Origin of the sequence: Thiothrix nivea DSM 5205, from assembly GCF_000260135.1 — a bacterium.
Classification (GTDB): domain Bacteria; phylum Pseudomonadota; class Gammaproteobacteria; order Thiotrichales; family Thiotrichaceae; genus Thiothrix; species Thiothrix nivea.
On record NZ_JH651384.1, the window covers coordinates 2,498,844 to 2,520,283 of the forward strand.

The 21,440-nt window shown below is 58.2% G+C and carries 15 protein-coding genes; 1 reads left to right on the forward strand and 14 read right to left on the reverse strand.

Going from position 1 to position 21,440, the window contains the following annotated elements; all coding sequences use genetic code 11:
• Positions 1–3 precede the first annotated feature (3 nt).
• From THINI_RS12615 to THINI_RS23465, 11 genes are all read right to left on the reverse strand, one after another.
• Positions 4–1,224, reverse strand: coding sequence for a glycosyltransferase family protein (locus THINI_RS12615; protein WP_002708952.1), 1,221 nt, complete (start codon positions 1,222–1,224; stop codon positions 4–6).
• A gap of 36 nt (positions 1,225–1,260) precedes the next feature.
• Positions 1,261–2,085 (reverse strand): HAD-IIB family hydrolase, encoded by an 825-nt coding sequence (locus THINI_RS12620; protein ID WP_002708953.1) that lies wholly within the window; start codon positions 2,083–2,085, stop codon positions 1,261–1,263.
• Positions 2,078–4,576: a glycogen/starch/alpha-glucan phosphorylase gene (locus tag THINI_RS12625; RefSeq protein ID WP_002708954.1), complete on the reverse strand. Its 2,499-nt coding sequence runs from the start codon at positions 4,574–4,576 to the stop codon at positions 2,078–2,080. Before THINI_RS12625 ends, THINI_RS12620 begins: the two co-directional genes overlap by 8 nt.
• 26 nt (positions 4,577–4,602) lie before the next feature.
• Positions 4,603–6,066: a glycogen synthase GlgA gene (glgA, locus tag THINI_RS12630; protein WP_002708955.1), complete on the reverse strand. Its 1,464-nt coding sequence runs from the start codon at positions 6,064–6,066 to the stop codon at positions 4,603–4,605.
• Entirely contained in the window at positions 6,066–8,231 is a 2,166-nt protein-coding gene (glgB, locus tag THINI_RS12635; protein WP_002708956.1) for a 1,4-alpha-glucan branching protein GlgB, read from the reverse strand. Before glgB ends, glgA begins: the two co-directional genes overlap by 1 nt.
• The gene (gene malQ / locus THINI_RS12640) at positions 8,197–9,579 is read right to left on the reverse strand and encodes a 4-alpha-glucanotransferase (RefSeq protein WP_002708957.1); all 1,383 of its coding nucleotides are present in this window, start codon (positions 9,577–9,579) and stop codon (positions 8,197–8,199) included. The genes glgB and malQ overlap by 35 nt, the downstream gene beginning before the upstream one ends.
• The gene (locus THINI_RS12645; protein ID WP_002708958.1) at positions 9,579–11,300 is read right to left on the reverse strand and encodes a glycoside hydrolase family 57 protein; all 1,722 of its coding nucleotides are present in this window, start codon (positions 11,298–11,300) and stop codon (positions 9,579–9,581) included. Before THINI_RS12645 ends, malQ begins: the two co-directional genes overlap by 1 nt.
• Positions 11,282–12,610, reverse strand: a complete 1,329-nt coding sequence (gene glgC / locus THINI_RS12650) for a glucose-1-phosphate adenylyltransferase (RefSeq protein WP_002708959.1) — start codon at positions 12,608–12,610, stop codon at positions 11,282–11,284. The genes THINI_RS12645 and glgC overlap by 19 nt, the downstream gene beginning before the upstream one ends.
• Before the next feature lie 12 nt (positions 12,611–12,622).
• Positions 12,623–13,609, reverse strand: coding sequence for a glucokinase (gene glk, locus THINI_RS12655; RefSeq protein WP_002708960.1), 987 nt, complete (start codon positions 13,607–13,609; stop codon positions 12,623–12,625).
• 109 nt (positions 13,610–13,718) lie between these two features.
• A complete protein-coding gene (gene pgi, locus THINI_RS12660) occupies positions 13,719–15,383 on the reverse strand; it encodes a glucose-6-phosphate isomerase (RefSeq protein WP_002708961.1) in 1,665 nt (554 codons plus the stop codon).
• A 173-nt stretch (positions 15,384–15,556) separates the two neighbouring features.
• A complete protein-coding gene (locus THINI_RS23465) occupies positions 15,557–16,069 on the reverse strand; it encodes a GspH/FimT family pseudopilin (RefSeq protein WP_002708962.1) in 513 nt (170 codons plus the stop codon).
• Positions 16,070–16,193: 124 nt separating this feature from the next.
• Here THINI_RS23465 and THINI_RS12670 point away from each other — a divergent pair, with 124 nt between their 5' ends.
• On the forward strand, positions 16,194–17,099 hold the full coding sequence (locus tag THINI_RS12670) for a fructosamine kinase family protein (protein ID WP_002708963.1): 906 nt from the start codon (positions 16,194–16,196) through the stop codon (positions 17,097–17,099).
• A 25-nt stretch (positions 17,100–17,124) separates the two neighbouring features.
• Here THINI_RS12670 and THINI_RS12675 read toward each other — a convergent pair whose 3' ends face one another.
• The 3 genes from THINI_RS12675 to trkA are packed head-to-tail and all read right to left on the reverse strand — an operon-like array spanning position 17,125 to position 21,437.
• A complete protein-coding gene (locus tag THINI_RS12675; RefSeq protein WP_002708964.1) occupies positions 17,125–18,576 on the reverse strand; it encodes a TrkH family potassium uptake protein in 1,452 nt (483 codons plus the stop codon).
• 20 nt (positions 18,577–18,596) lie between these two features.
• Entirely contained in the window at positions 18,597–20,048 is a 1,452-nt protein-coding gene (locus THINI_RS12680) for a TrkH family potassium uptake protein (protein ID WP_002708965.1), read from the reverse strand.
• A gap of 15 nt (positions 20,049–20,063) precedes the next feature.
• The gene (gene trkA / locus THINI_RS12685) at positions 20,064–21,437 is read right to left on the reverse strand and encodes a Trk system potassium transporter TrkA (protein WP_002708966.1); all 1,374 of its coding nucleotides are present in this window, start codon (positions 21,435–21,437) and stop codon (positions 20,064–20,066) included.
• Positions 21,438–21,440: the final 3 nt, after the last annotated feature.

The following is a 21,440-nucleotide window of genomic DNA, read 5'->3' on the forward strand; positions in this document are numbered from 1 at the left end:
GCCTCAATTACCGGCGTTGTCCCGTTCCACCGCTTCCAGCAGACGTTGTGGCAAGTCGGGGATCGCACTGAACACCCGCCGCCAGTTGGGGATGAAGGGCGTTTCCAGCGGCTTGTTCAGGTACTTGCTGCCTGCGTCGAGGATGGCGGCGGAGAACAGTTCCACCGATTGTTCTTCGGCGTGGATGTCCAGCTTCAGGCCGTTGATGTGCGCATCGGCGTCGTAGCGTTGCAGCATGTCCAGTGCTTCGCGCAGGTAGACGGCTTTGAGGGTGCGGAAAAAGGCTTCGTCCATCACCACCCCTTCTGTGCCCAGCTTGCGGAAAATGGCTTTGCCGATTTCATAGCTCATGCGTGCCAAGCCGCCGCTGTAGTCATCGTTGCCAATGTCCTGATGCTTGTGGTCGTAATTGTCGGCAATGTCGACCTGACAGACGCGGCGGTTACTCATGTTGCGGAAGGTTTCCGACAGGATGCCAACTTCCAGCCCCCAGTCGCTGGGGATGCGGATAGCACCCAACAGGTCGGAACTGAGCGCGAACTCCCCGGATAGCGGGTAGCGGAAGGAACTCATGAATTCTAGATAGTCGCTGCTGCCCAGCATTTTTCGCAGCGAGTCCAATAGCGGGTGCACGAACAGGCGCGTCACGCGGCCACTCAGCTTACCAGCGGCGTTGATGCGTGCGTAATAGCCCTTGCAGAATTTAAAATCCAGCGCCGGGTTGGCGATCGGGTAAAACAGGCGTGCCGGAATTTCCCGCGAATAAGTGAGGATGTCACAATCATGCAGCGCCACCGCACGGCTGTTGTTGGCAGCCATGATGTAGCCGATGCAGTACCAGACATTACGCCCCTTGCCCAGTTCGGTGGGGCCGAGTGCTTCCGCTTCCAGCTCGGCGGCGATGGCTTGCAGGCGCGGGCCGTCATTCCACAGGATGCGCTTGTCCTGCGGCAGACGGGCGAAAAAGTCGCGGGCAAAGTGGAACTGTGCCTCATCCGCCCGATCCAGCCCGATCACGATCTGGTTGATGTAATCGGCGTGCTGCAATTCGTCGAGAATGTTGCTGAGCGCAGGGCCTTCCAGTTCGGAAAACAAAGAAGGCAGGATCAGGGTCATGGGGTTGCGGCTGGCGAAAAGGCGCAATTCGCTTTCGATATGTTCCAGCGAGGAACCCGGCAGGCGGTGCAGGGTTGTGATGACGCCATCCTGTTTGAAGTCGGACATATTGTTCCCCTTGTTTGATGGTTATGCGTGCGCCTGTTACGCGGCGCTGTTGGCCAGCAGCATCGACATGGCCTCCGCCCAACCAGCGGGGCCGGGCAGGCTGGTGTGGGTGCGTTGCTGGGTCAGGCTTTCCGCCAGCGTGGGTGGCGTACCGTCTGGATTATACACAATCACCGCCACGTCGGCGGCAGCCAGCATGTCGGCATCATTCGGGCCATCGCCCAAGGCAATAACAAAGGGTTTGGCTCCCCACCGCTGCTGGTATTCGGCGGCCAAGTGGTGCATGGCCTGCACTTTGTCGGTTTGCCCCATGACATGCCAGAAGCGCCCGCCGCGTTTCAGGCTCAGGCCAGCGCTGATGAGTTGCTGGTGAAAGGGTTCTAGCCGGTTTTCTGCATCCTGCCACAATAGGGGTTCGCTGGCGCAACGTTGGGCGGCAAGGGCTGCGGCTGCTAGTGGCAGGCCGGTAAGGGCGGCGATTTGTTCAGCAGGCCAGTCGTGGAAGCCAGCAAAGCGATAGTGTTCGCGGGTGCGCAGTTCATCCAGCTGGGCACAGATTTCAGCATAATTGCTCCCCAGCGTCAGGGTGTGCTGACGGACGGGATAGTGGATGACGCTGCCGTTTTCGGCCACCAGCGGGGAATCCAGCGCCAGTTCGGCGGCAATACTCGCCAGTTCCGCCAGGGTTTTGCTGGAATTGAGGATGACCGGAACCTGCAAGGCGCGCAATTGCGCCAGTACCGGCTGGGCGGCGGCATGGCTGTAGGTGTGGTGATCCAGCAGAGTGCCGTCCAGATCGGTGAAAATCAGCCACTGCCTGACGGGCGGCAATGGCTGCGGGTGGGTGGTGGCCTCAGTCACCGTTTCCGCCCGGCTTCAGCTTCCAGATGTCTCGGTTGTACTCTTCCATGGTGCGGTCGGTGGAGAAGAAGCCACTACCTGCGGTGTTGAGGATGCTCATGTGCGTCCAGTGTTCCTGATCCTGCCACGCCAGTGACACCCGCTCCTGTTCTTCCACATAGCTGCGGAAGTCGGCCAGCGTCATCCACGGGTCGTGCGGGCTTAATAGCGCATCCAGGATCATGTCGAAAATGCCCGGTTCGGTCATGCTGAAATGGCCGCTGCGGATCCACTCGATGACCCCGCGCAGGTCGTCATCGCGTTCCACATACGCCCATGGGCGGTAGGCATGGCGCAGTTCTGACACGTCTTCAGCGCGCAGGCCAAACAGGAAGAAGTTTTCCTGCCCAACCGCTTCGAGGATTTCGATATTGGCCCCGTCATACGTGCCGATGGTGAGCGCTCCGTTCATCATGAACTTCATGTTGCCAGTGCCGGAGGCTTCCTTGCCTGCGGTGGAAATCTGTTCCGACAAATCTGCCGCCGGGGCGATGATTTCCATGCTCGATACCCGGTAGTTGGGGATGAAGGCGACTTTCAGGCGGCCATCCACTTCCGGGTCGGTGTTGACCACTTCCGCCACGCTGTTGATCAGCTTGATGATGCGTTTGGCCATGGCGTAACCGGGCGCGGCCTTGCCGCCGATCAGCACGCAGCGGTCAGCCCAGTTGTGCAGCCTGCCCAGCTTGATGCGGCGGTACAGGTGGATGACATGCAGGATATTGAGCAGCTGGCGCTTGTATTCGTGGATGCGTTTGACCTGTACGTCGAACAGCGCATTGGGGTTGAAATCGACCCCGCACTCCTGTTTCACCAGCGCAGCCAGCCGTTGTTTGTTGGCGTGCTTGACTGCCCGCCATTGTTGGTGGAATGCTGCATGTTCGGGAACGGCAAGGGGCTTGAGCTTGGCCAGCTGGCTGAGGTCACGGATCCAGCCGTCGCCGATCTGTTCGCTGATCAATGCAGTCATGCCGGGGTTGGCATGCGCTACCCAGCGGCGCGGGGTGACGCCATTGGTCTTGTTGTTGAATTTTTCCGGCCACAGTTCGTAGAAGTCGCGGAACAAACCGTCTACCAGCAGCTGTGAATGCAGCGCGGCAACCCCGTTGACGGAGAAGCTGCCAACAATTGCCAGCCAAGCCATACGCACCTGCTGCACCGGGCCTTCCTCGATGATCGACATACGTTGCTGGCGTTGGGTATCGCCCGGCCAGCGCATTGACACTTCGCGCAGGAAACGGGCGTTGATTTCGTAGATGATTTCCAGAATGCGTGGCAACAGGCGGGCAAACAGTGGCACTGGCCAGCGTTCCAGCGCTTCCGGCAACAGGGTGTGGTTGGTGTAGGCCATGCAGTTGCGGGTGATTTCCCAGGCTGCCTCCCAACCCAGCCCTTTTTCATCGATCAGGATGCGCATCAGGCAGGCAACCGCCACCGTTGGGTGGGTGTCGTTCATCTGGAAAACATTTTCCGCCGCGAACTTGCTGTAATCGGTGTTGCCCTGGCGTTCCCACATGCGGATCGCGTCCTTGAGGCTGGCGGAGGCGAGGAAATACTGCTGGCGCAGGCGCAGTTCCTTGCCGTTTTCGCTGCTGTCGTTGGGGTACAGTACCATGGAAATGTGTTCGGCATGGTTCTTGGCTTCCACTGCTTCGGTGTAACTGCCCGCGTTGAATTCAGCCAGGTTAAATTCATCGGTAGCTGTGGCTTTCCACAGCCGCAGGGTGTTGACCGTGTTGTTCTTGTAGCCGGAAATCGGCATGTCGAACGGGATCGCCAGCACATCATCCGTACTGACCCAACGCACCCGGCGCTTGCCGTTGTCATCGGTATAATGCTCGGTATGGCCGCCAAACTGCACGCGCTGGGTGTATTCGGCACGTTCCACTTCCCACGGGTTGCCGTCACGCAGCCAGTGGTCGGGGTCTTCCACCTGATAACCGTTGTCGATGTGCTGGCGGAACATACCGTATTCGTAGCGGATACCGTAGCCCACTACCGGCAGTCGCAAGGTGGCGCAACTGTCCATGAAGCAGGCTGCCAACCGCCCCAAACCGCCGTTGCCGAGGCCAGCGTCCGGCTCCTGTGAGGAAACCTCTTCCATGTTGGTGCAGTATTGCAGCAGCGCCTGTTTGGTGGGTTCGCAAATATCCATGTTCAGCAGGTTGTTGCCCAGCGAGCGCCCGATCAGGAATTCCAGCGACATGTAGAAGGCACGCCGTTTACCGGGTTGCAGGTGGTCGCCCCAGGTATTGCGCCAGTCCACCATCAGGCGGTCACGCAGGGTGTAGGAGAGCGCCTGATACAAATACACGGGCGGGCAGCCCTGGAAACGCCCCAGGTGGTAGGACAGGTAGCGCTGAAAATCGCTGCCCAGTGCTTCCGCATCATTCGGCAACGGATCCAGCGGCACCGGTATGTAAGGGATATAGGTGGATTGATGGGCAGTCATGTCGTCCTCCTGGGTGTGGGGGTGAACTATGGTTGTTGTTGGTAAAGCTTGATGTATTGGGCGGCGCTATACTCCCAGCCGAAATCCTGTTTCATGCCGGTAGACTGCAACTGCTGCCAAATCTTGGGCTGGGTGAAGCAGTCCAGCGCCCGCAAGATAGCACCTTTTAATGCACGGCTGGTGGGTTCGCGGAACACAAAGCCGTTGGCCGTGCCGTCCTGCAAATGGGTTTGGCTGGCGTCCACCACCGTATCGGCCAGCCCGCCGGTAAACAACACTATCGGCGGCGTTCCATAGCGCAGGCTATACATCTGGTTGAGGCCGCAGGGTTCAAAGCGCGACGGCATCAGGAACATATCCGCACCCGCTTCCAGCAGGTGGGCGAGTTGCTCATCATAGCCGATGTACACGAAGACCCGGTCGGGGTGTTTCGCCGCCAGATCCAGCAGGCGTTGCTCGAAATAGCCGTGGCCTGCGCCAACCAGTGCAAAACGTGCGTCGGTGGAAGCCAGCAGGTCGGGGATGGCGTTGAGGATCAGGTCAATGCCCTTCTGTTCGACCAGACGGCCTACGGTTCCCAACAGCGGGAACGGCTGGTGTAGGCCGGGGTTTTCCACGCCGAGGCGCTTCAGGAGTGCTGCTTTGTTGACGCTTTTGCCCGGTTCAACCTGGCCGTCGAAATAGTACGCCGCCAGGTTGGGGTCAGTGGCTGGGTTCCACACCGCCATGTCGATGCCGTTGAGGATGCCGTGCAGTTTGTAACTGCGCGATTTCAGCAGGCCATCCATGCCGTAGCCAAAGGCTGGGGTACAAATTTCGTAGGCATAGGTGGGGCTGACCGTGGTTACGGCGTCGGAATAGACAATACCGGCCTTGAGCATGGAAAAACCGCCGTAGAATTCCACCCCTTCCCCCGACCACCAATAGCCCGGCAGGTGCATACTGGTGAAATCAGCCTGCGAAAAATGCCCGCCGTAAGCCATGTTGTGGATGGTGAATATGCGCTGCGGGCGTTTCGATAGCGTGTCCAGGAAGGCGGGAACCAGCCCGGTTTGCCAGTCATGCGCGTGCACCACGTCCGCCATCCAGCCGAGATCCAGCGCGTCACGCGCCAGTTCTACCGCAGCGCGGGCGAACACGGTGAAACGTTCGGCGTTGTCCGGCCAGTCATAGCCGTTGGGTTGCAGGTAGGGGTTGCCGGGGCGGTCAAACAGTTCCGGGCAGTCCACGATCCAGAGCGGGAATGGGTAGGCGGGATGATGGCTTTCCAGTATCCGCACCGTGTGGGTACGGCCCATACCCCACAGTTCCAGCCAGCCGAGGATGCGCGTTTCAGGCAGTTTGCGCAGCAATTCCCGGTAGCCGGGCAACAGCAAGCGTACATCCACGCCCGCCCCATGCAGGGCAATCGGCAAACTACAGGCAACATCCCCCAACCCGCCGGTTTTGACCAGGGGGTAGGCTTCACTGGCAACAAACAGTAATTTCATCAGCACGCTTGCAAGAACAGCGCCGCCAGCGGCGGCAGGGTTACTTCGACCGAGTGATCAAAACCCATCCAGGGGCGGGTCTGCACCGGAATTTCTCCCGCATTGCCACAATTGCTGCCGCCGTAATACTCGGAGTCGGTGTTGAGCATTTCACGGTAGTGATCGGCAGCGGGAACCCCAATACGGTAACGGTAACGGGGCACGGGTGTAAAGTTCAGCAATATGATTATTTTATCCTGCGGGTTTTCACCGTGGCGGATCAGGCTGAGGATCGACTGGTCAGAGTCGTGGCAGTCAATCCACTGAAAGCCGCGCCCGTCGAAGTCATAATGGTGCAGCGCGGGCTGTTCCCGGTACAGGTGGTTCAGGTCGCGCAGCAGGTGGCGGATGCTGTCATGCGCGGGGAAGCTGGTCAGCGCCCAGTCCAGTTCCTTTTTCACGTTCCATTCCGACCACTGGCCGAATTCGCTGCCCATGAACAGCAGTTTCTTGCCAGGGTGGGCGTAATGCCAGGCATAGAACAGGCGCAGGTTGGCGAATGCCTGCCAGTAATCACCCGGCATCTTGTCGAGCATACTGTGTTTCAGGTGCACCACTTCGTCATGCGATAGCGGCAGCACGAAGTTTTCGGAATACGCATACATCTGGCTGAAGGTCAGCTGGTTGTGATGGTATTTGCGGTGCACCGGGTTTTGTTCGATGTAGGCCAAGTTGTCGTTCATCCAGCCCATGTTCCACTTCATGCTGAAACCGAGGCCGCCGATTTCCACCGGTTTGGAGACCGCAGGCCAGGCGGTGGACTCTTCGGCAATGGTCAGCACGCCAGGGAAATAACCATGCACCACCGTGTTCATTTCGCGCAGGAAGGCAATCGCCTCGATGTTTTCGCGCCCGCCGTACTGGTTGGGCAGCCATTCGCCTGCCTTGCGCGAGTAATCCAGATACAGCATAGAGGCGACCGCATCCACCCGCAGGCCGTCGATGTGGAATTCCTCAATCCAGTACAGCGCGTTGGAGAGCAGGAAATTTTTCACCTCATTGCGCCCGAAATCAAAGATCAGCGTGCCCCAATCCTGATGCTCGCCCCGGCGTGGGTCGGCGTGTTCGTACAGCGGTTCGCCGGTAAACCGGGCCAGCGCGAAATCATCCTTGGGGAAATGCGCTGGCACCCAGTCCAGCAGCACGCCGATATTGGCTTGGTGGCAAGCGTCGACGAAGGCGCGGAAATCATCCGCCGCGCCATAACGCGCGGTGGGGGCGTAATAGCCGGATACCTGATAACCCCAGGATTCATCCAGTGGGTGTTCCGCCACCGGCAGCAGCTCGATGTGGGTGTAGTTCAGGTTGGTGATGTAAGGGATCAGCGTTTCCGCCAGTTCCGCCCAGCTGAAGAAGCTGCCATCCGAGTGTTTGCGCCAGGAGCCGGGGTGCAGTTCGTAAATGCTGATCGGCTGGTGTTGCCAGTCGAAACGTTCGCGCGCGGCGATCCACTCATCATCACCCCAGCTATGTGGGAGATTGGTGGGGACGCAGGCAGTGGTTTCCGGGCGCAGGAACATCTGCTGTGCATACGGGTCGGTTTTCTTGACGATCTGCTCGTGGCGGTTGAGGATTTCGTATTTGTAGGCAGTGCCGGGTTCAAGGCCGGGGATGAAGAGTTCCCACACGCCGGATGCGCCGAGTGAACGCATGGGGTGGCGGCGTCCGTCCCAGGTGTTGAAATCGCCGATCACGCTGACCCGCTGCACGGCTGGCGCCCACACGGCAAACAGCACGCCCTTGACGCCATCCACTTCGGTGGGATGTGAACCCAGTATTTTCCAGGCATGGTGATGACGCCCCTGTTGCAACAAATACAGATCCATTTCGCCGACTTGGGGGGCGAAAGTGTAGGGACAGATGGCATCGTGCCAGTTGCCTGACTGCTTGTCTTGCCAGCGCAGGGGAGGATGCGCGGCTGGCTCAGTCGGTGAGGGCAGTTTTGCTTCAAAGCAGTCAGTGCCTTCCAGACGTGCCATCGCACCGTGGCCTGCAACCTCAACCGCTTCGGCTGCAGGCATGAAGGTGCGTAACGCCCATTGGCCATCCGGCAGAGGATGCCATCCCAGCCAACTAAACGGGTCGTGGTGTTTACCGTGTTGTAACCGACTCAGATTTTCGTTCATTTCGCTGGTGTCCCTTTAGTTTGTTATGCAATTGTGATGCCAGAGCACTGGGTATGTCTGACCAACTGAAGCGCCATTGCCAGTTGCCATGGGCGACGCCGGGGATATTCATGCGGGCTTCGGAACCCAGCCGCAGCAAGTCCTGCAACGGGATAATGGCCAGCAAGGCCGGGCTGGCGAGGATGGTGTCGAGCATCGCATCCGTCAGCGCGTCCGCAGAGCTGATGTTCAGTACCTGCATGACATGCTGCTGCATAGCGGCATCCAGGCTGTTGAACCAGCCCAGCAAAGTGTCATTGTCGTGAGTACCGGTGTAATACGCCGTGTTTTCACGCACATTGTGCGGCTTGTGCGGGTTATCCTCAAAATGGTCGAAGCCGAATTGCAACACACTCATGCCCGGCAAGCCGTATTTGTCGCGCAGCGCGGTGACATCGGGGGTAATGACGCCGAGGTCTTCCGCCACCAGCGGGATTTCGCCCATGGCCTGCTGGATGCTGGCCAGCATGGCGTCGCCGGGAACGTTTTCCCACGCGCCGTTGATGGCGGTTGCCTCGAACGCGGGAATCATCCAGCTGGCCGCCAGCCCACGGAAATGATCCAGCCGTACCAGATCGAAAAACTCGAAGTGGTATTGCAGCCGTTGCCGCCACCACAGAAAGTTTTCCGCCTGCATGTTTGCCCAGTTATAGTGCGGATTGCCCCAGCGCTGCCCCGTTGCGGAGAAATAATCGGGCGGAACCCCGGTCACGAAAGTGGGTGCGCCGGTCTGATCCAGCAGGAAACGTTCCGGGTGCGCCCATACGTCGGCGCTGTCGTAGGCAACGAAAATCGGCATGTCGCCGAACAGATATACCCCGCGTTCCGCCGCATACGCGCGCAATGCCTGCCACTGCCGCCAGCATTCGTACTGCTCGTGGATGATGGCGGCAAGTGCTTCCGCCTGTTCGCCTCGCAGTTTGAACAGTGCCTGCGGGTCACGGCTGCGGAAGGCTGCAGGCCATTCGCGCCATTCCTGCCCTTGGAATTGCCGCTTGAGCACCATAAACAGTGCGTAGTCTTCTACCCAATGCCTCTGGTTTTTATACCACTTGGCGTAACTGTCGCTGTCGAACTCCCCCAGCTCCGCAGTAAACAACCCCGGATTCACCGCAAACGCCGAAGCGCACTGGTACGGTGACAGCTCCACCAGCGGCACGCCCAGCGGCAACATCTGCCAGACACGGAAACCCGCTTCCGTCAGCCAGTCCACCCAGCGGCGTGCATCAGCATCCAGCTTGCCGGAGGGCAAAGACGTCGGGTGCAGCAGGACACCTGCCGCCCGTCCAATTCCTTGTAATGTACTCATCAAGTATTCCTGCGCATGGTGCCAGCGTTTTCAGCGTTACTGCCGCCGGTGGAAATAGTCTGTTCCAGATAGGTCGGGGGCGCGACGGCCAGCATTTCGTACAGCTTGCGCAATTGCTGCCGGTACAGGCGCTCGAAGTCGCGCACGCTATCCGCCGGGTTGTAATCGCCAAACCACCAGAACCAGTCGGAGCCTTCGCAGATGCCCAGTTGGTGGCTGGCCAGTTCCTGCTGCGTTTTATCCAGCGTGTCGGCAGCCATCACGGTGTCAAAGGTTTGTTTGGCATCGACCAGATAATCCCAACCCCGGTTTTTGTCGGTGGAGCCGATCCAGGTGGAAAACGAGCCGTACACCCAGCTACCGGCGCACAGGGCAGGGAGCGGGCGGGCGGGCAGTTCGCTGGCCTCCGCAAACGTGCGCATCCGGATGTGCTCGGAATCGGATAGCGCCGAGTACAGGGCTTGCAGGAAATAGCCGCCGTTTTTCGGGTAATATTCCCAGGCATTTTCCCCGTCCAGAATGATGGGAACCACCTGATTGGGCGCGTCGTGGTTGAGGAACACAGCAATGTTTTCCAGATGCTGGACGAAATCTGCCACCGCATCGCGTGCGTGCCAGTCGCTGTATTTGAAACCGATCAGGTCTGACAGGCCGTCATCGCGGAAAAACAGCCGCACTTCACTATCCGCCAGCTGGTAGGGCATGAACAGGCTGCGCTTGCTGAGCTCATCCGCGCCGTCGTAGCCGGACAGGCGGCAACTGTTGCGCCATACACCCTCGCCGGAAGCCGTCCAGCGGATGCCTTCCGCATCCAGCAGGCGCACCGCATCTTCGCTGACGCCGCCTTCCGACAGCCATACGCCTTGCGGTTTCATGCCAAAGAAATGCTCGAATACCTGGATGCCACGTTGCAGATGCCAACGGGAACGGGCTTCCCCGCCCGGATAATGGGTAGCTTCCGGGGCAGGCGCATTCGGCAGGGCGCAGCGCATGTTTTCAAAATCGTTCAACAGCGGCACAATCGGGTGCATGTATGGGGTCATCGACAGCTCGACCTGCCCGTGTTCCGCCAGCGCCCGATAGCGCGGGATAAGCCCGGTCAGACAGTTGCGCATCACTTCCAGCAGCTCACGCCGGTCAGCTGTGCTGAATTCGCTGCCCTGTTGCAACAGGCGCTGTATCGCGGGCAGCTCCTGTAAGGATTGCCCGACCCACGCCAGGTGATACCAGGTCAGCAAGTCGAGGAAATACTGCTCGCTCAGGTAGGCCAGTGAGCAGCGGAAACGCTGGCTGCCGATGCCGGACTCATCCGTCGCCCCGATCATCTTGAACAAGCGCTGGAACGGCAGGTGCGGATGCACCATGGTCGGTGCATGGCAGCGCTGGCAGTCCGCGATCAGTTCCGCGCGGGCGGCCTTGTCCTGCGGGATGGCCTCCACCCCTGCCAGCAGGTTCAGCAGCTTGTCCTGCATCGGCGTGCCGTTTTTCAAGAAAGCGCTTAACTGGCGGGCGTAATCATCAATCTGTTCCAGCAGGACTGGCGCGAAGTTGACTACGCAACGCATCTTCGGGTGCTGTTCCAGATGCGCAGCCATGTCGCTGTAATCCTTCATGCCATGCAGGTAAACCCACGGCAAGCGGTATTCGCCGTCCAGCCCGTTGCGGTACCACGGCTGGTGCATGTGCCAGCACAGGACGACGTTTAACTGGCCATGCGCCATAACATATCCTTGTCACCTGAGTGTAGTTTTTGCCCCATCATTTCTGCCGTCACCAGCACAATGCCTTCCGGCGTGACATGGAAGCGCTTGCGGTCGAGATCGAGGTCTTCGCCGATGATCATGCCATCCGGGATTACTGTACCCTTATCGATGATGGTTTTACTGATTTTGCAGTTTTTGCCAATGTTGACCTTGGGCAAGATCACGCTATCACGGATATGGCTGTAGCTTTCGATATTGGTGGCGAAAAATACCAGCGAACGTTTGACCCGCGCCCCGGAGAGAATACAGCCTGCCGAAACCAGTGAGTCGATGGCTTCACCCCGGCGGCCTTCATCGTCGAATACGAATTTGGCTGGCGGGAATTGCGGCTGATAAGTCCATATCGGCCAGTCACGGTCGTACAGGTTCAGTTCCGGCTCGACCGAGCACAGTTCCATATTGGCTTGCCAGTAGGAATGCACCGTCCCCACATCGCGCCAGTAGCCTGGTTCGCCATTGTCCTTGCGGAACGGGTGGGCTATCGCCGTGGAAGTATGGATGTTGGAGGGGATGATGTCCTTGCCGAAATCGCGTGAGGAATGGATCTTGCTGGCATCCTCATGCAATACCTTGTAGAGGAAGTCGCGCGAGAAAATGTAAATGCCCATCGACGCCAGCGCCATGCCGGGCTTGCCGGGGATTTCTTCCGGGTGGGGGGGCTTTTCGACGAATTGGGTAATGCGCAGGTTGTCATCCACCGACATGACGCCGAAACCCTTGGCCTCTTCTACTGGCACTTCGATGCAGCCAACAGTAAAATCCGCGCCGGACTCGACGTGATGGATCAGCATCTTGGAATAGTCCATGGTGTAAATGTGGTCGCCCCCCAGAACCAGCACGTATTCCGGGTCATGGCGCTGCACAATGTCGATGTTCTGGAACAGCGCATCCGCCGTGCCCTGATACCACTCTTTCTTGCTGGTGCGTTGCTGGGCGGGCAGGATTTCGACGAACTCGCCAATTTCCGCGCGCATGAAACCCCAGGCGCGTTGCAGGTGGCGGATCATGGAATGGGATTTGTACTGGGTCAGTACGCCCACGCGGCGGATGCCGGAGTTGACGCAGTTCGACAGCGCAAAGTCGATGATGCGGTACTTGCCGCCGAACGGCACGGAAGGTTTTGCCCGCCACATGGTCAGGTCTTTCAGGCGCGAACCTTCGCCGCCGGCCAGCACCAGTGCCAGCGTTTTGCGGGTCAATTCCGTGACCATCTTTGGCTCGGTGTAATAGCGGTACAACTTTGCCTGTTGGTTTTTATCCAGTGTCATAATATAGCTTCCTCATCCCATAGTGTGGTGCATTGCAGCCGCCAGCGCCCCTTGTACGCCCAGCCGCGTATTGGTAATCAGGTAAATAGGCATCTGCCGAGCCAGATCCGACATGCGCCCCTTGTCAAAACAGGCATCCAGAAAACGTTGCGTCTGCAACCATGGCTGGATGCGGGCAGAAATGCCACCGCCGAGATACAGGCCGCCACGCGGCTGGTACAGCAGGGCGACATTGCCCACCCAGTTAGCATACAAATCGGTGAACAGCTGCATCGCCGCCGTGGCCACCGGGTCGCCTGCCAGCGCCGCTTGGTTGACGATTGCGCCGTTACGTTCCCGTAAATCTGCCGGAATTTCGCCGGTCATGTCCTGCAAACAAAACTGGTATACCTGGTTCACGCCGGGGCCGGATACCAGCCGTTCCCAGGATACGTGTGGGTAGCGCTGGCGCATAAAGGCCAACAGCCGTTCCTGTTGTGCATTGGCGGGGGCGAAATCGGTATGCCCGCCTTCGGTGGCGAAGGTGTGGTAGCGGCCATTGGCTTGCGGCTGCATCCATGCCAGCCCCAAGCCCGTGCCCGCACCGGTAATGGCGCAGGTTTGTCCCTCGTCTTCAGGGGTTTCCCCCACATTCAGGACAACATAACCGTCTGTTGTCAGGGTGGAAATGCCTTGCGCGGCAGCCTGGAAATCGTTGATGAACAGCAGCTGGCGTGCACCCAGCTGCGTTTGCAAACTGGCCTTTTCCAGCGTCCAGTCCAGATTGGTCAGGCGGGTCGGCTGGCCTGCCTGCACCGGCCCTGGCAGGGCAAGGCAGACGGATTCCGGCTTTACGGTCTGGCGTGCGTCAGCCATGAATTGTTGCAGTAAGGTTTCGGCATCCGGAAAATCTGCACTGGCGTAAACCTGCTCAAAACAGGTTTCCGCTACGCTCTCCTTTGCCTTGACCCATACCAGCCAGCTTTTGGTGCCGCCAATATCGCCCGCGATTATATCCATCCGCTACCCTGTGGTTATGTATATATCCTTGTTGCCGTTTTACTTTTTTCATTCAAATGCTATCACCGCAGCATCCTGTTTGCCGTGCTGCAAGTCAAGAGAGCATTGATTATCCCCCGGTTCCTGTGCGCAAGCGCCGGTAATGGTTGATCAGGCCATTGGTGGAGGCGTCGTGGGTGGTGACGGCGGTGCTGGCCTGGAGTTCAGGCTGGATGCGTTTGGCCAGTTGCTTGCCCAGTTCCACGCCCCACTGGTCGTAGGAATTCAGGTTCCAGACAATACCTTGGACGAAAATCTTGTGTTCATACAGCGCAATCAGCATCCCCAGGCTGTGCGGGGTCAGTGCATCCAGCAATAGGGCGTTGCTGGGGTGGTTGCCCGCAAATACCTTGGGGGCGACGGGGGCGGGGACGCCATTGGCAATGGTTTCTTCCAGCGTGCGCCCGTGCATCAGGGCTTCGGTTTGCGCGAGGAAATTCGCCATCAGGATGTCGTGATGTTCGTGCAGCCCGGTGGGGGCGGTGGCGGAAATGATGAAATCCGCCGGGATCAGCCGGGTTCCCTGGTGGATCAACTGGTAGAAAGCGTGCTGGCCATTGATGCCGGTCGTGCCCCAGATGATCGGGCCGGTGCTGTAATCGACCGTATTGCTGTCGCGGTCGACCGATTTGCCGTTGCTTTCCATGTCGGCCTGTTGCAGATACAGCGGTAGGCTGCGCAGGTAATGGTCGTAAGGCAGCACCGCTTGCGATTCCGCGCCGAAGAAATTGCTGTACCACACGCCCAGCATGGCGAGGATCACCGGCATGTTTTGCTCCAGTGGCGCGGAGCGGAAATGCTTGTCCATGTCATGCGCGCCACCCAGCAAGGCGGCGAAGTTATCAGCGCCGACCGCCAGCACGATGGAAAGGCCAATCGCCGACCACAAGGAGTAACGCCCGCCTACCCAGTCCCAGAATTCAAACATGTTGGCGGTGTCGATGCCGAAACCGGCAACTGCATCCTGATTGGTGGAAACCGCGACGAAGTGTTTGGCGATGTGCGCCTCATCCCCGGCGCGTTGCAGGAACCATTCACGCGCATAGTGGGCATTGGTCATGGTTTCCTGGGTGGTGAAGGTTTTGGAGGCGACGATGAACAGGGTGGTTTCGGGGTCGAGGCTTTCCAGCTTTTCCACCACATGCGCGCCATCGACGTTGGAAATGTAGTGCATGTCCAGCCGTGGGTGGCGGTAGGCTTTGAGTGCCTGGTATACCATGTGTGGGCCGAGGTCGGAACCGCCGATGCCGATGTTGACCACATCCACAATCGGCTTGCCGGTGTAGCCCAGCCACTCGCCATTGCGTACCCGTTCGGCAAACTTGCCCATCTGTTCCAGCACCGCGTTGACGGCGGGCATGACGTTTTCACCGTCGACCATCACCGGGGTATTGCTGCGGTTGCGCAGGGCGGTGTGCAGCACGGAGCGGTGTTCGGTGTTGTTGATCTTTTCGCCCTGGAACATGCGTTCGCGCCAGCCAGCCACGTCGGCGGTTGCGGCAAGCTGCATCAGCAGTTTGAGGGTGTCGGCGGTGATGCGGTTTTTGGAATAATCCAGCAGGATGCTGCCGACTTGCAGGGAAAAGCGTTCAAAACGCTGGGGGTCTGCGGCAAACAGGTCGCGGAGGTGCAGGTCGCGAACTGACTGGTAATGTTGTCTCAATTCAGCGCAGATGGGCTGGTGAAACGGAACCTGCTGATTGTTTCCTGACAGGCTTTCCTGGGTAGTTTGCATGGACTCTCCTTTTTCGCATTACCGGCAGATATTGTTGTAAATGCAAATTCTATGCCGGAGAACAGCGCGCTGCCTTGACCTTGCGCATGGTTATTGTTGTAAAGACTACAATAATTTTCCGCGAAACAGGGTGAACACGCAATGAAATTTTATCCAGGTGTGCTGAGTTTCAATCAACAGCTTGTGTCGCCTTCCGGTATCTTACAGGAACTGATCCTGCCAGTATTTAAGGCAATTTTGATTTGGTAACGGTTTACCCCATCCCATCCCATAGTAAATGTGCCCGCTTCTCTGGTTTTTCCGCTTGGTGTATAGGTGATCTTTTGTGAAGTTGTAAAGTTGTTGGTGATGGTAACGCCTGATGTATCTGGAGTGTTGTCCTTCAATATTTCCCCTGTGGTTTCATCAAAGACGATCCAGCCATTACTAAAGTCATCAGCAGCATTTGTAGTGCAACCAGAGCCATCAGTGTTACGTACACACATGCTTACGTTATGGTTCTTTGTGACTGCTTCTGAACGCGCATATTGGAGGTAGGAAACAATCTGGTTGTTCAGGGCGGTCAGGCGGTTGTTCTGGATCATTTCCTTAACCGAAGGGGCGGCTACGGAAGCCAGTATCGCTACAATTGAAAGCGTGACAATCAGCTCGATCAGCGTCATGCCGGTTTGGGTTGGCTTGTTCATGAGGCTTTCCCTGTGAGATGTGTTATTTTTTAATTCAGGAAAGAGAAGGCGTCCTTGCCATGCACGTCTTCCTTGTGGGGGGAAGTATACACAGAAGCAGCTGCACGCAGCAGGACGGAAGAAGATGAACGGTTACCCAAAGCAGACCAATAACCTGATTGAATCCGCCTTACAACAGCATTTGGGGGGCGCTGCCGGTTTACGGTGCATACAACCTGTCGGTGGCGGTTGCATCAATGAGGCCTGTATGGCTGAACTGGGGGATGGTTCCCGCTGGTTCATCAAGCTGAACCAGGCCAGCCAGTTGGAGATGTTTGCCGCCGAAGCCGATGGCTTGCACGCAATCAGGGCAAGCAACACCCTGTATGCGCTGGAACCGGTCGGTTACGGGGTGCTGGACAACAAAGCCTACCTGATCCTGGAATATCTCGATTTGGGCGGCAATGGCAACCCACAACTGGCGGGGGAACAGCTTGCTGCCATGCACCGTTGCACCGCTGAGCGTTATGGTTGGTTCCGCGACAACACCATCGGTGCTACCCATCAACCCAACCGGCAGCATGACGGCTGGGTGGAGTTCTGGCGGCAGGAGCGGCTGGGTTTTCAGCTGGAACTGGCGAAGCGCAATGGCTACCCCGGCAAGGCTTACGAACAGGGCTTGCGGTTGAAGGAACGGCTGGGCGGTTTCTTTACGGATTACCAACCGCAGGCATCACTGCTGCACGGCGATTTGTGGGGCGGCAATATGGCGTATACGAGTGATGGCAAGCCGGTCATTTTCGACCCGGCAGTGTATTACGGTGACCGCGAGGCTGATCTGGCGATGACGGAATTGTTTGGCGGGTTTGGGGGGGATTTCTATTCCGCCTACCAAACAAGTTGGCTGTTGGACAAAGGTTATTCTGTGCGCAAGACGCTGTATAACCTTTATCACATACTCAACCACTTCAACTTGTTTGGTGGTGGGTATGGGATGCAAGCGGCTCGGATGACGGAAAAGTTACTGGCGGAGGTTTGCGGTGGGGTGTGAAGAAGGCGGATACAGAGGTTTGCCCCTACTTGCGCCAGAACGCAGGCGTCAGGATCACCAGCATGGTAAACAACTCCAGCCGCCCCATCAGCATGGTTAGACACAACCACCATTTGGAGAAATCATCCATAGTGGCGAAACTGGCGGCAACTTCCCCCAGCCCTGGCCCCAGGTTGTTGAGGGTAGCAGCAACGGCGGAAAAGGACGTGATCTGGTCATGCCCGCGCGCCATCAGTACCAGCATGAACATGACAAACACCGCAATATACACCGAGAAAAACCCCCACACGGCTTCCACCACGTTTTCCGGCAACGGGTGGCGGTTGATCTTGATGCTGATACGTGCATTGGGGTGGATCAGGCGGCTGACTTCGCGCATCCCCTGTTTCACCAAGAGCAGGAAACGGATCACCTTCATCCCGCCCGCCGTCGACCCCGCGCAGCCGCCAACAAAGCTGGCGAACAGCAACAATACCGGCAGGAATCCTGGCCACTGACTGTAACCGGTCGTGGTGAAACCTGTGGTAGTGCCGATCGACACCACATGGAACAGCGAATGCCGCAAAGCCTCCCCGATTTCGGGGTGGGTTTCGGTATGGAACAGGTACAGCGTGCTGACCACGGACAGTCCAAGCATCAGGCTGATGTAGGTGCGGAATTCGGAATCCCGCCAGTAACCCAAGATATTGATGCTGCGCCAAGCGATGAAATGCAGGGCGAAATTGATCCCTGACAATAACATGAACACGATGGCGACTGCCTCGATAGCGCTGCTGTCGAATGCCCCCAGGCTGGAATCGTGGGTGGAAAACCCGCCAATTGCCACTGTGGTAAAGCTGTGCGAAACGGCATCAAACCAGTCCATCCCCGCCAGCCGGTACGCCAGCGTGCACAACAGCGTCAGCGCCAGATAGATATACCACAGCAGCTTGGCCGTTTCGGTGATGCGCGGCGTCAGTTTGGCATCTTTCATCGGCCCCGGCGTTTCCGCCCGGTACAACTGCATTCCCCCCACCCCCAGCATCGGCAGGATCGCCACCGCCAGCACGATAATGCCCATGCCGCCCAGCCATTGCAGCTCCTGGCGGTAAAACAGGATGGAGCGTGGCAAGCTATCCAGCCCGATGATCACGGTTGCCCCGGTAGTGGTCAGCCCGGAAACGGACTCGAACACCGCATCCGTCACCGAAATTTCCACCGAATCCGACAGGATGAAAGGCACAGCACCGGAAATGCCCAGTACCGTCCAGAACAGCACCACGATCAGGAAGCCATCCCGCGAGCGCAACTCACCCCGTTCGCGCCGCACCGGCAGCCACATGAACAGGCCGCTGAGCAGCACCAGTGCAAAGCCTTCCCAGAAAGGTGCCAGAACCGGGTCGCCCATTACCCAGCCGACCAGGATCGGCGGCAGCATGGTCAGGCTGAACGTCATCAGTAGTAACCCGAGAATCCGTTGTATGACTTTGTACTGCATCCTCTCCCAACAATAATTCGCTAGCGCCGCCAGAATGCCGGGGTCAGCAACACCAGCACCGTAAACAGTTCCAGCCGCCCCATCAGCATGGCCAGTGACAGCCACCATTTGGAAAAATCATCCAGCCCGGCAAAGTTGGAAGCCACATCCCCCAACCCTACCCCCATGTTGTTCAGGGTGGCCGCCACTGCCGAAAATGCCGTCACCTGATCCTCGCCATCCGCAATCACGCCCAGCATAAAGACCGTGAATACCGCGATGTACATGGCGAAAAAACCCCACACGGATTTTACCACCTTTTCCGGCACCGGTTCGCCGTTGATTTTGACATGCATCTGCGCCGATGGATGTGACAGCAGGTTGACTTCACGGATGCCCTGTTTCATCAGCAACAACATCCGGATCACCTTGATGCCACCGCCGGTGGAACCCGCGCACCCCCCCACGAAACTGGTCAGGATCAGCAATACCGGCAGGAAATTCGGCCATACCGAATGGTCACTGATCAGCAAGCCAGTTGAGGTCATGACAGACGTCACATGGAACAGGGCGTACCGGAACGCATCTGCTGGGCTTTCCGTTGTATTAAATTCCGCCAGCAGGAACGTGGTCACCAGCGTCAGCAGGATAATGATCAGGGTATACGCGCGGAATTCAGAATCCTGCCAGTAAATTTTCACATCCATGCTGCGCCAGGCGATGAAGTGCAAGCTGAAATTCATCCCCGCCGCGAACATGAATATGATCGTGATGTAGTCAATGGCGCTATTGTCGAAGTAGGCGATACTGGCGTCATGGGTGGAAAACCCCCCGGTCGAGAGCGCTGAAAAGCTGTGGCAGACCGCATCAAACCAACTCATCCCCACCACCCGGTAAGCCAGCAGGCACAGCAGGGTCAGCGCCAGATACACATACCACAGCAACTTGGCGGTTTCGGTAATGCGCGGGGTCAGTTTGGCATCCTTGATCGGCCCTGGCGTTTCCGCCCGGTACAGCTGCATTCCCCCCACCCCCAGCATCGGCAGGATGGCGACTGCCAGCACGATGATGCCCATGCCGCCCAGCCAGTGCAGTTCCATGCGGTAGAAATTGATCGAGCGCGGTAACCCATCTATCCCGGTGATGACGGTCGCGCCGGTGGTGGTGAAGCCGGAAACGGTTTCAAAAAAGGCATCGGCGGCGGAAAAATGCAGCGAATCCGACAGCATGAACGGCACTGCCCCAGCAGCACTGAGGCCAAACCAGAACAGAACTGCCACCAGAAAGCCATCGCGCAAGCGCAATTCGCCATGCTGGTGACGTACTGGCAACCATAGCAATACGCCGCTGGTGAGAATCAGGAAAAAACCATCCCAGAAATTGGACAGCTCCGGGTCGCCCATCAGCCAACCGACCAGGATGGGGGGCAGCAGGGTCAGGCTGAATACCATCAGCAACAATCCCAGGATGCGCTGGATGATCTTGAGTTGCATGGGCAGGTTTTACCCTTAGAAGTAATGGATACCGACCTGGAACAGTTTTTCAACCGCAGGCACGTAACGTTTGTCAGTCACGAACATGATGATGTGGTCGTTGGCTTCCAGCACGATGTCGTCTGTGGCTATCAGCACGTCCTCCTTGCGCACCACCGCCCCGATGGTGGCACCTGGCGGCAGCTTGATTTCGTCCAGCCGCCTGCCCACAACCCGCGAGGTTTTGTAGTCGCCGTGGGCAATCACTTCCAGGGCTTCGGCGGAACCCCGGCGCAGCGCGTGCACTGCCACGATGTCACCACGGCGGATGTGGGTCAGCAGCGCACCGATGGTGACCTGTTGCGGGGAAATGGCGAGGTCGATGCTGCTTTCCACCAGATCCACGTAGCTGGGGCGGTTGATCAGGCACATCACCCGCTTCGCCCCCAGCCGTTTGGCCAGCATGGAAGAGAGGATATTGGCTTCGTCATCGTTGGTGATGGCAATGAACACATCGGTGTTTTCGATGTTTTCCTCAATCAGTAGGTTTTCGTCGGCGGCGTCACCTTCCAATACGATGGTTTTGTCAAGACGTTCGGCCAGCTTGGCGGCACGGTCGTTGTTTTTTTCGATGATCTTGACCTGATAGCGGGACTCTTCCAGCTGGCGTGCCAGCCGGTTGCCGATATTGCCGCCACCGGCCAGGATGATGCGCTTGTAAGGCTTGTCGAGCTTGCGTAACTCGCTGATGATGGCGCGGATATGTTTGGGGCTGGCGATCAGGAAAATTTCATCATTGGCTTCCACCACGGTGTCGCCGTTGGGGATGAGCGGCTTACCCTTGCGGAACAATGCAGCAACCCGCGCCTGCAAGCCGGGCATGTGCTCGTGCATGTCGCTGAGCGGATGCCCAACCAGCGGGCCGTCATGCAGTGCCTTGACCCCGACCATTTGCACCTTGCCACCGGCAAAATTCAGTACCTGCAACGCGCCGGGGTGGGAAATGAGGCGGAAAATGTGTTCCGTCACCAGTTGTTCCGGGCTGATCAGCACGTCGATGGGGACAGCGTCCGGGGCAAACAGTTCCCTGCGGTCGAGGTAGTGGGAAGAGCGGATGCGGGCAATTTTGGTGGGGGTGCGGTACAGGGTGTGCGCTACCTGGCAGGCGACCATGTTGATTTCGTCGCTGTTGGTGACGGCAACCAGCATGTCGGCGTCTTCGATTCCGGCGCGTTCCAGCACACGCGGGTAGGATGCCTGGCCGGTTTCGACCCGCACATCCAGTTTTTCGCGCAAATCCCGCAGGGCGGCGGCGTTGGTGTCGACAATGGTGACATCATTGTCTTCGTTTGCCAGCGCGGCAGCAACGGAATGGCCGACTTGCCCGGCCCCGAGGATCAGGATTTTCATGGC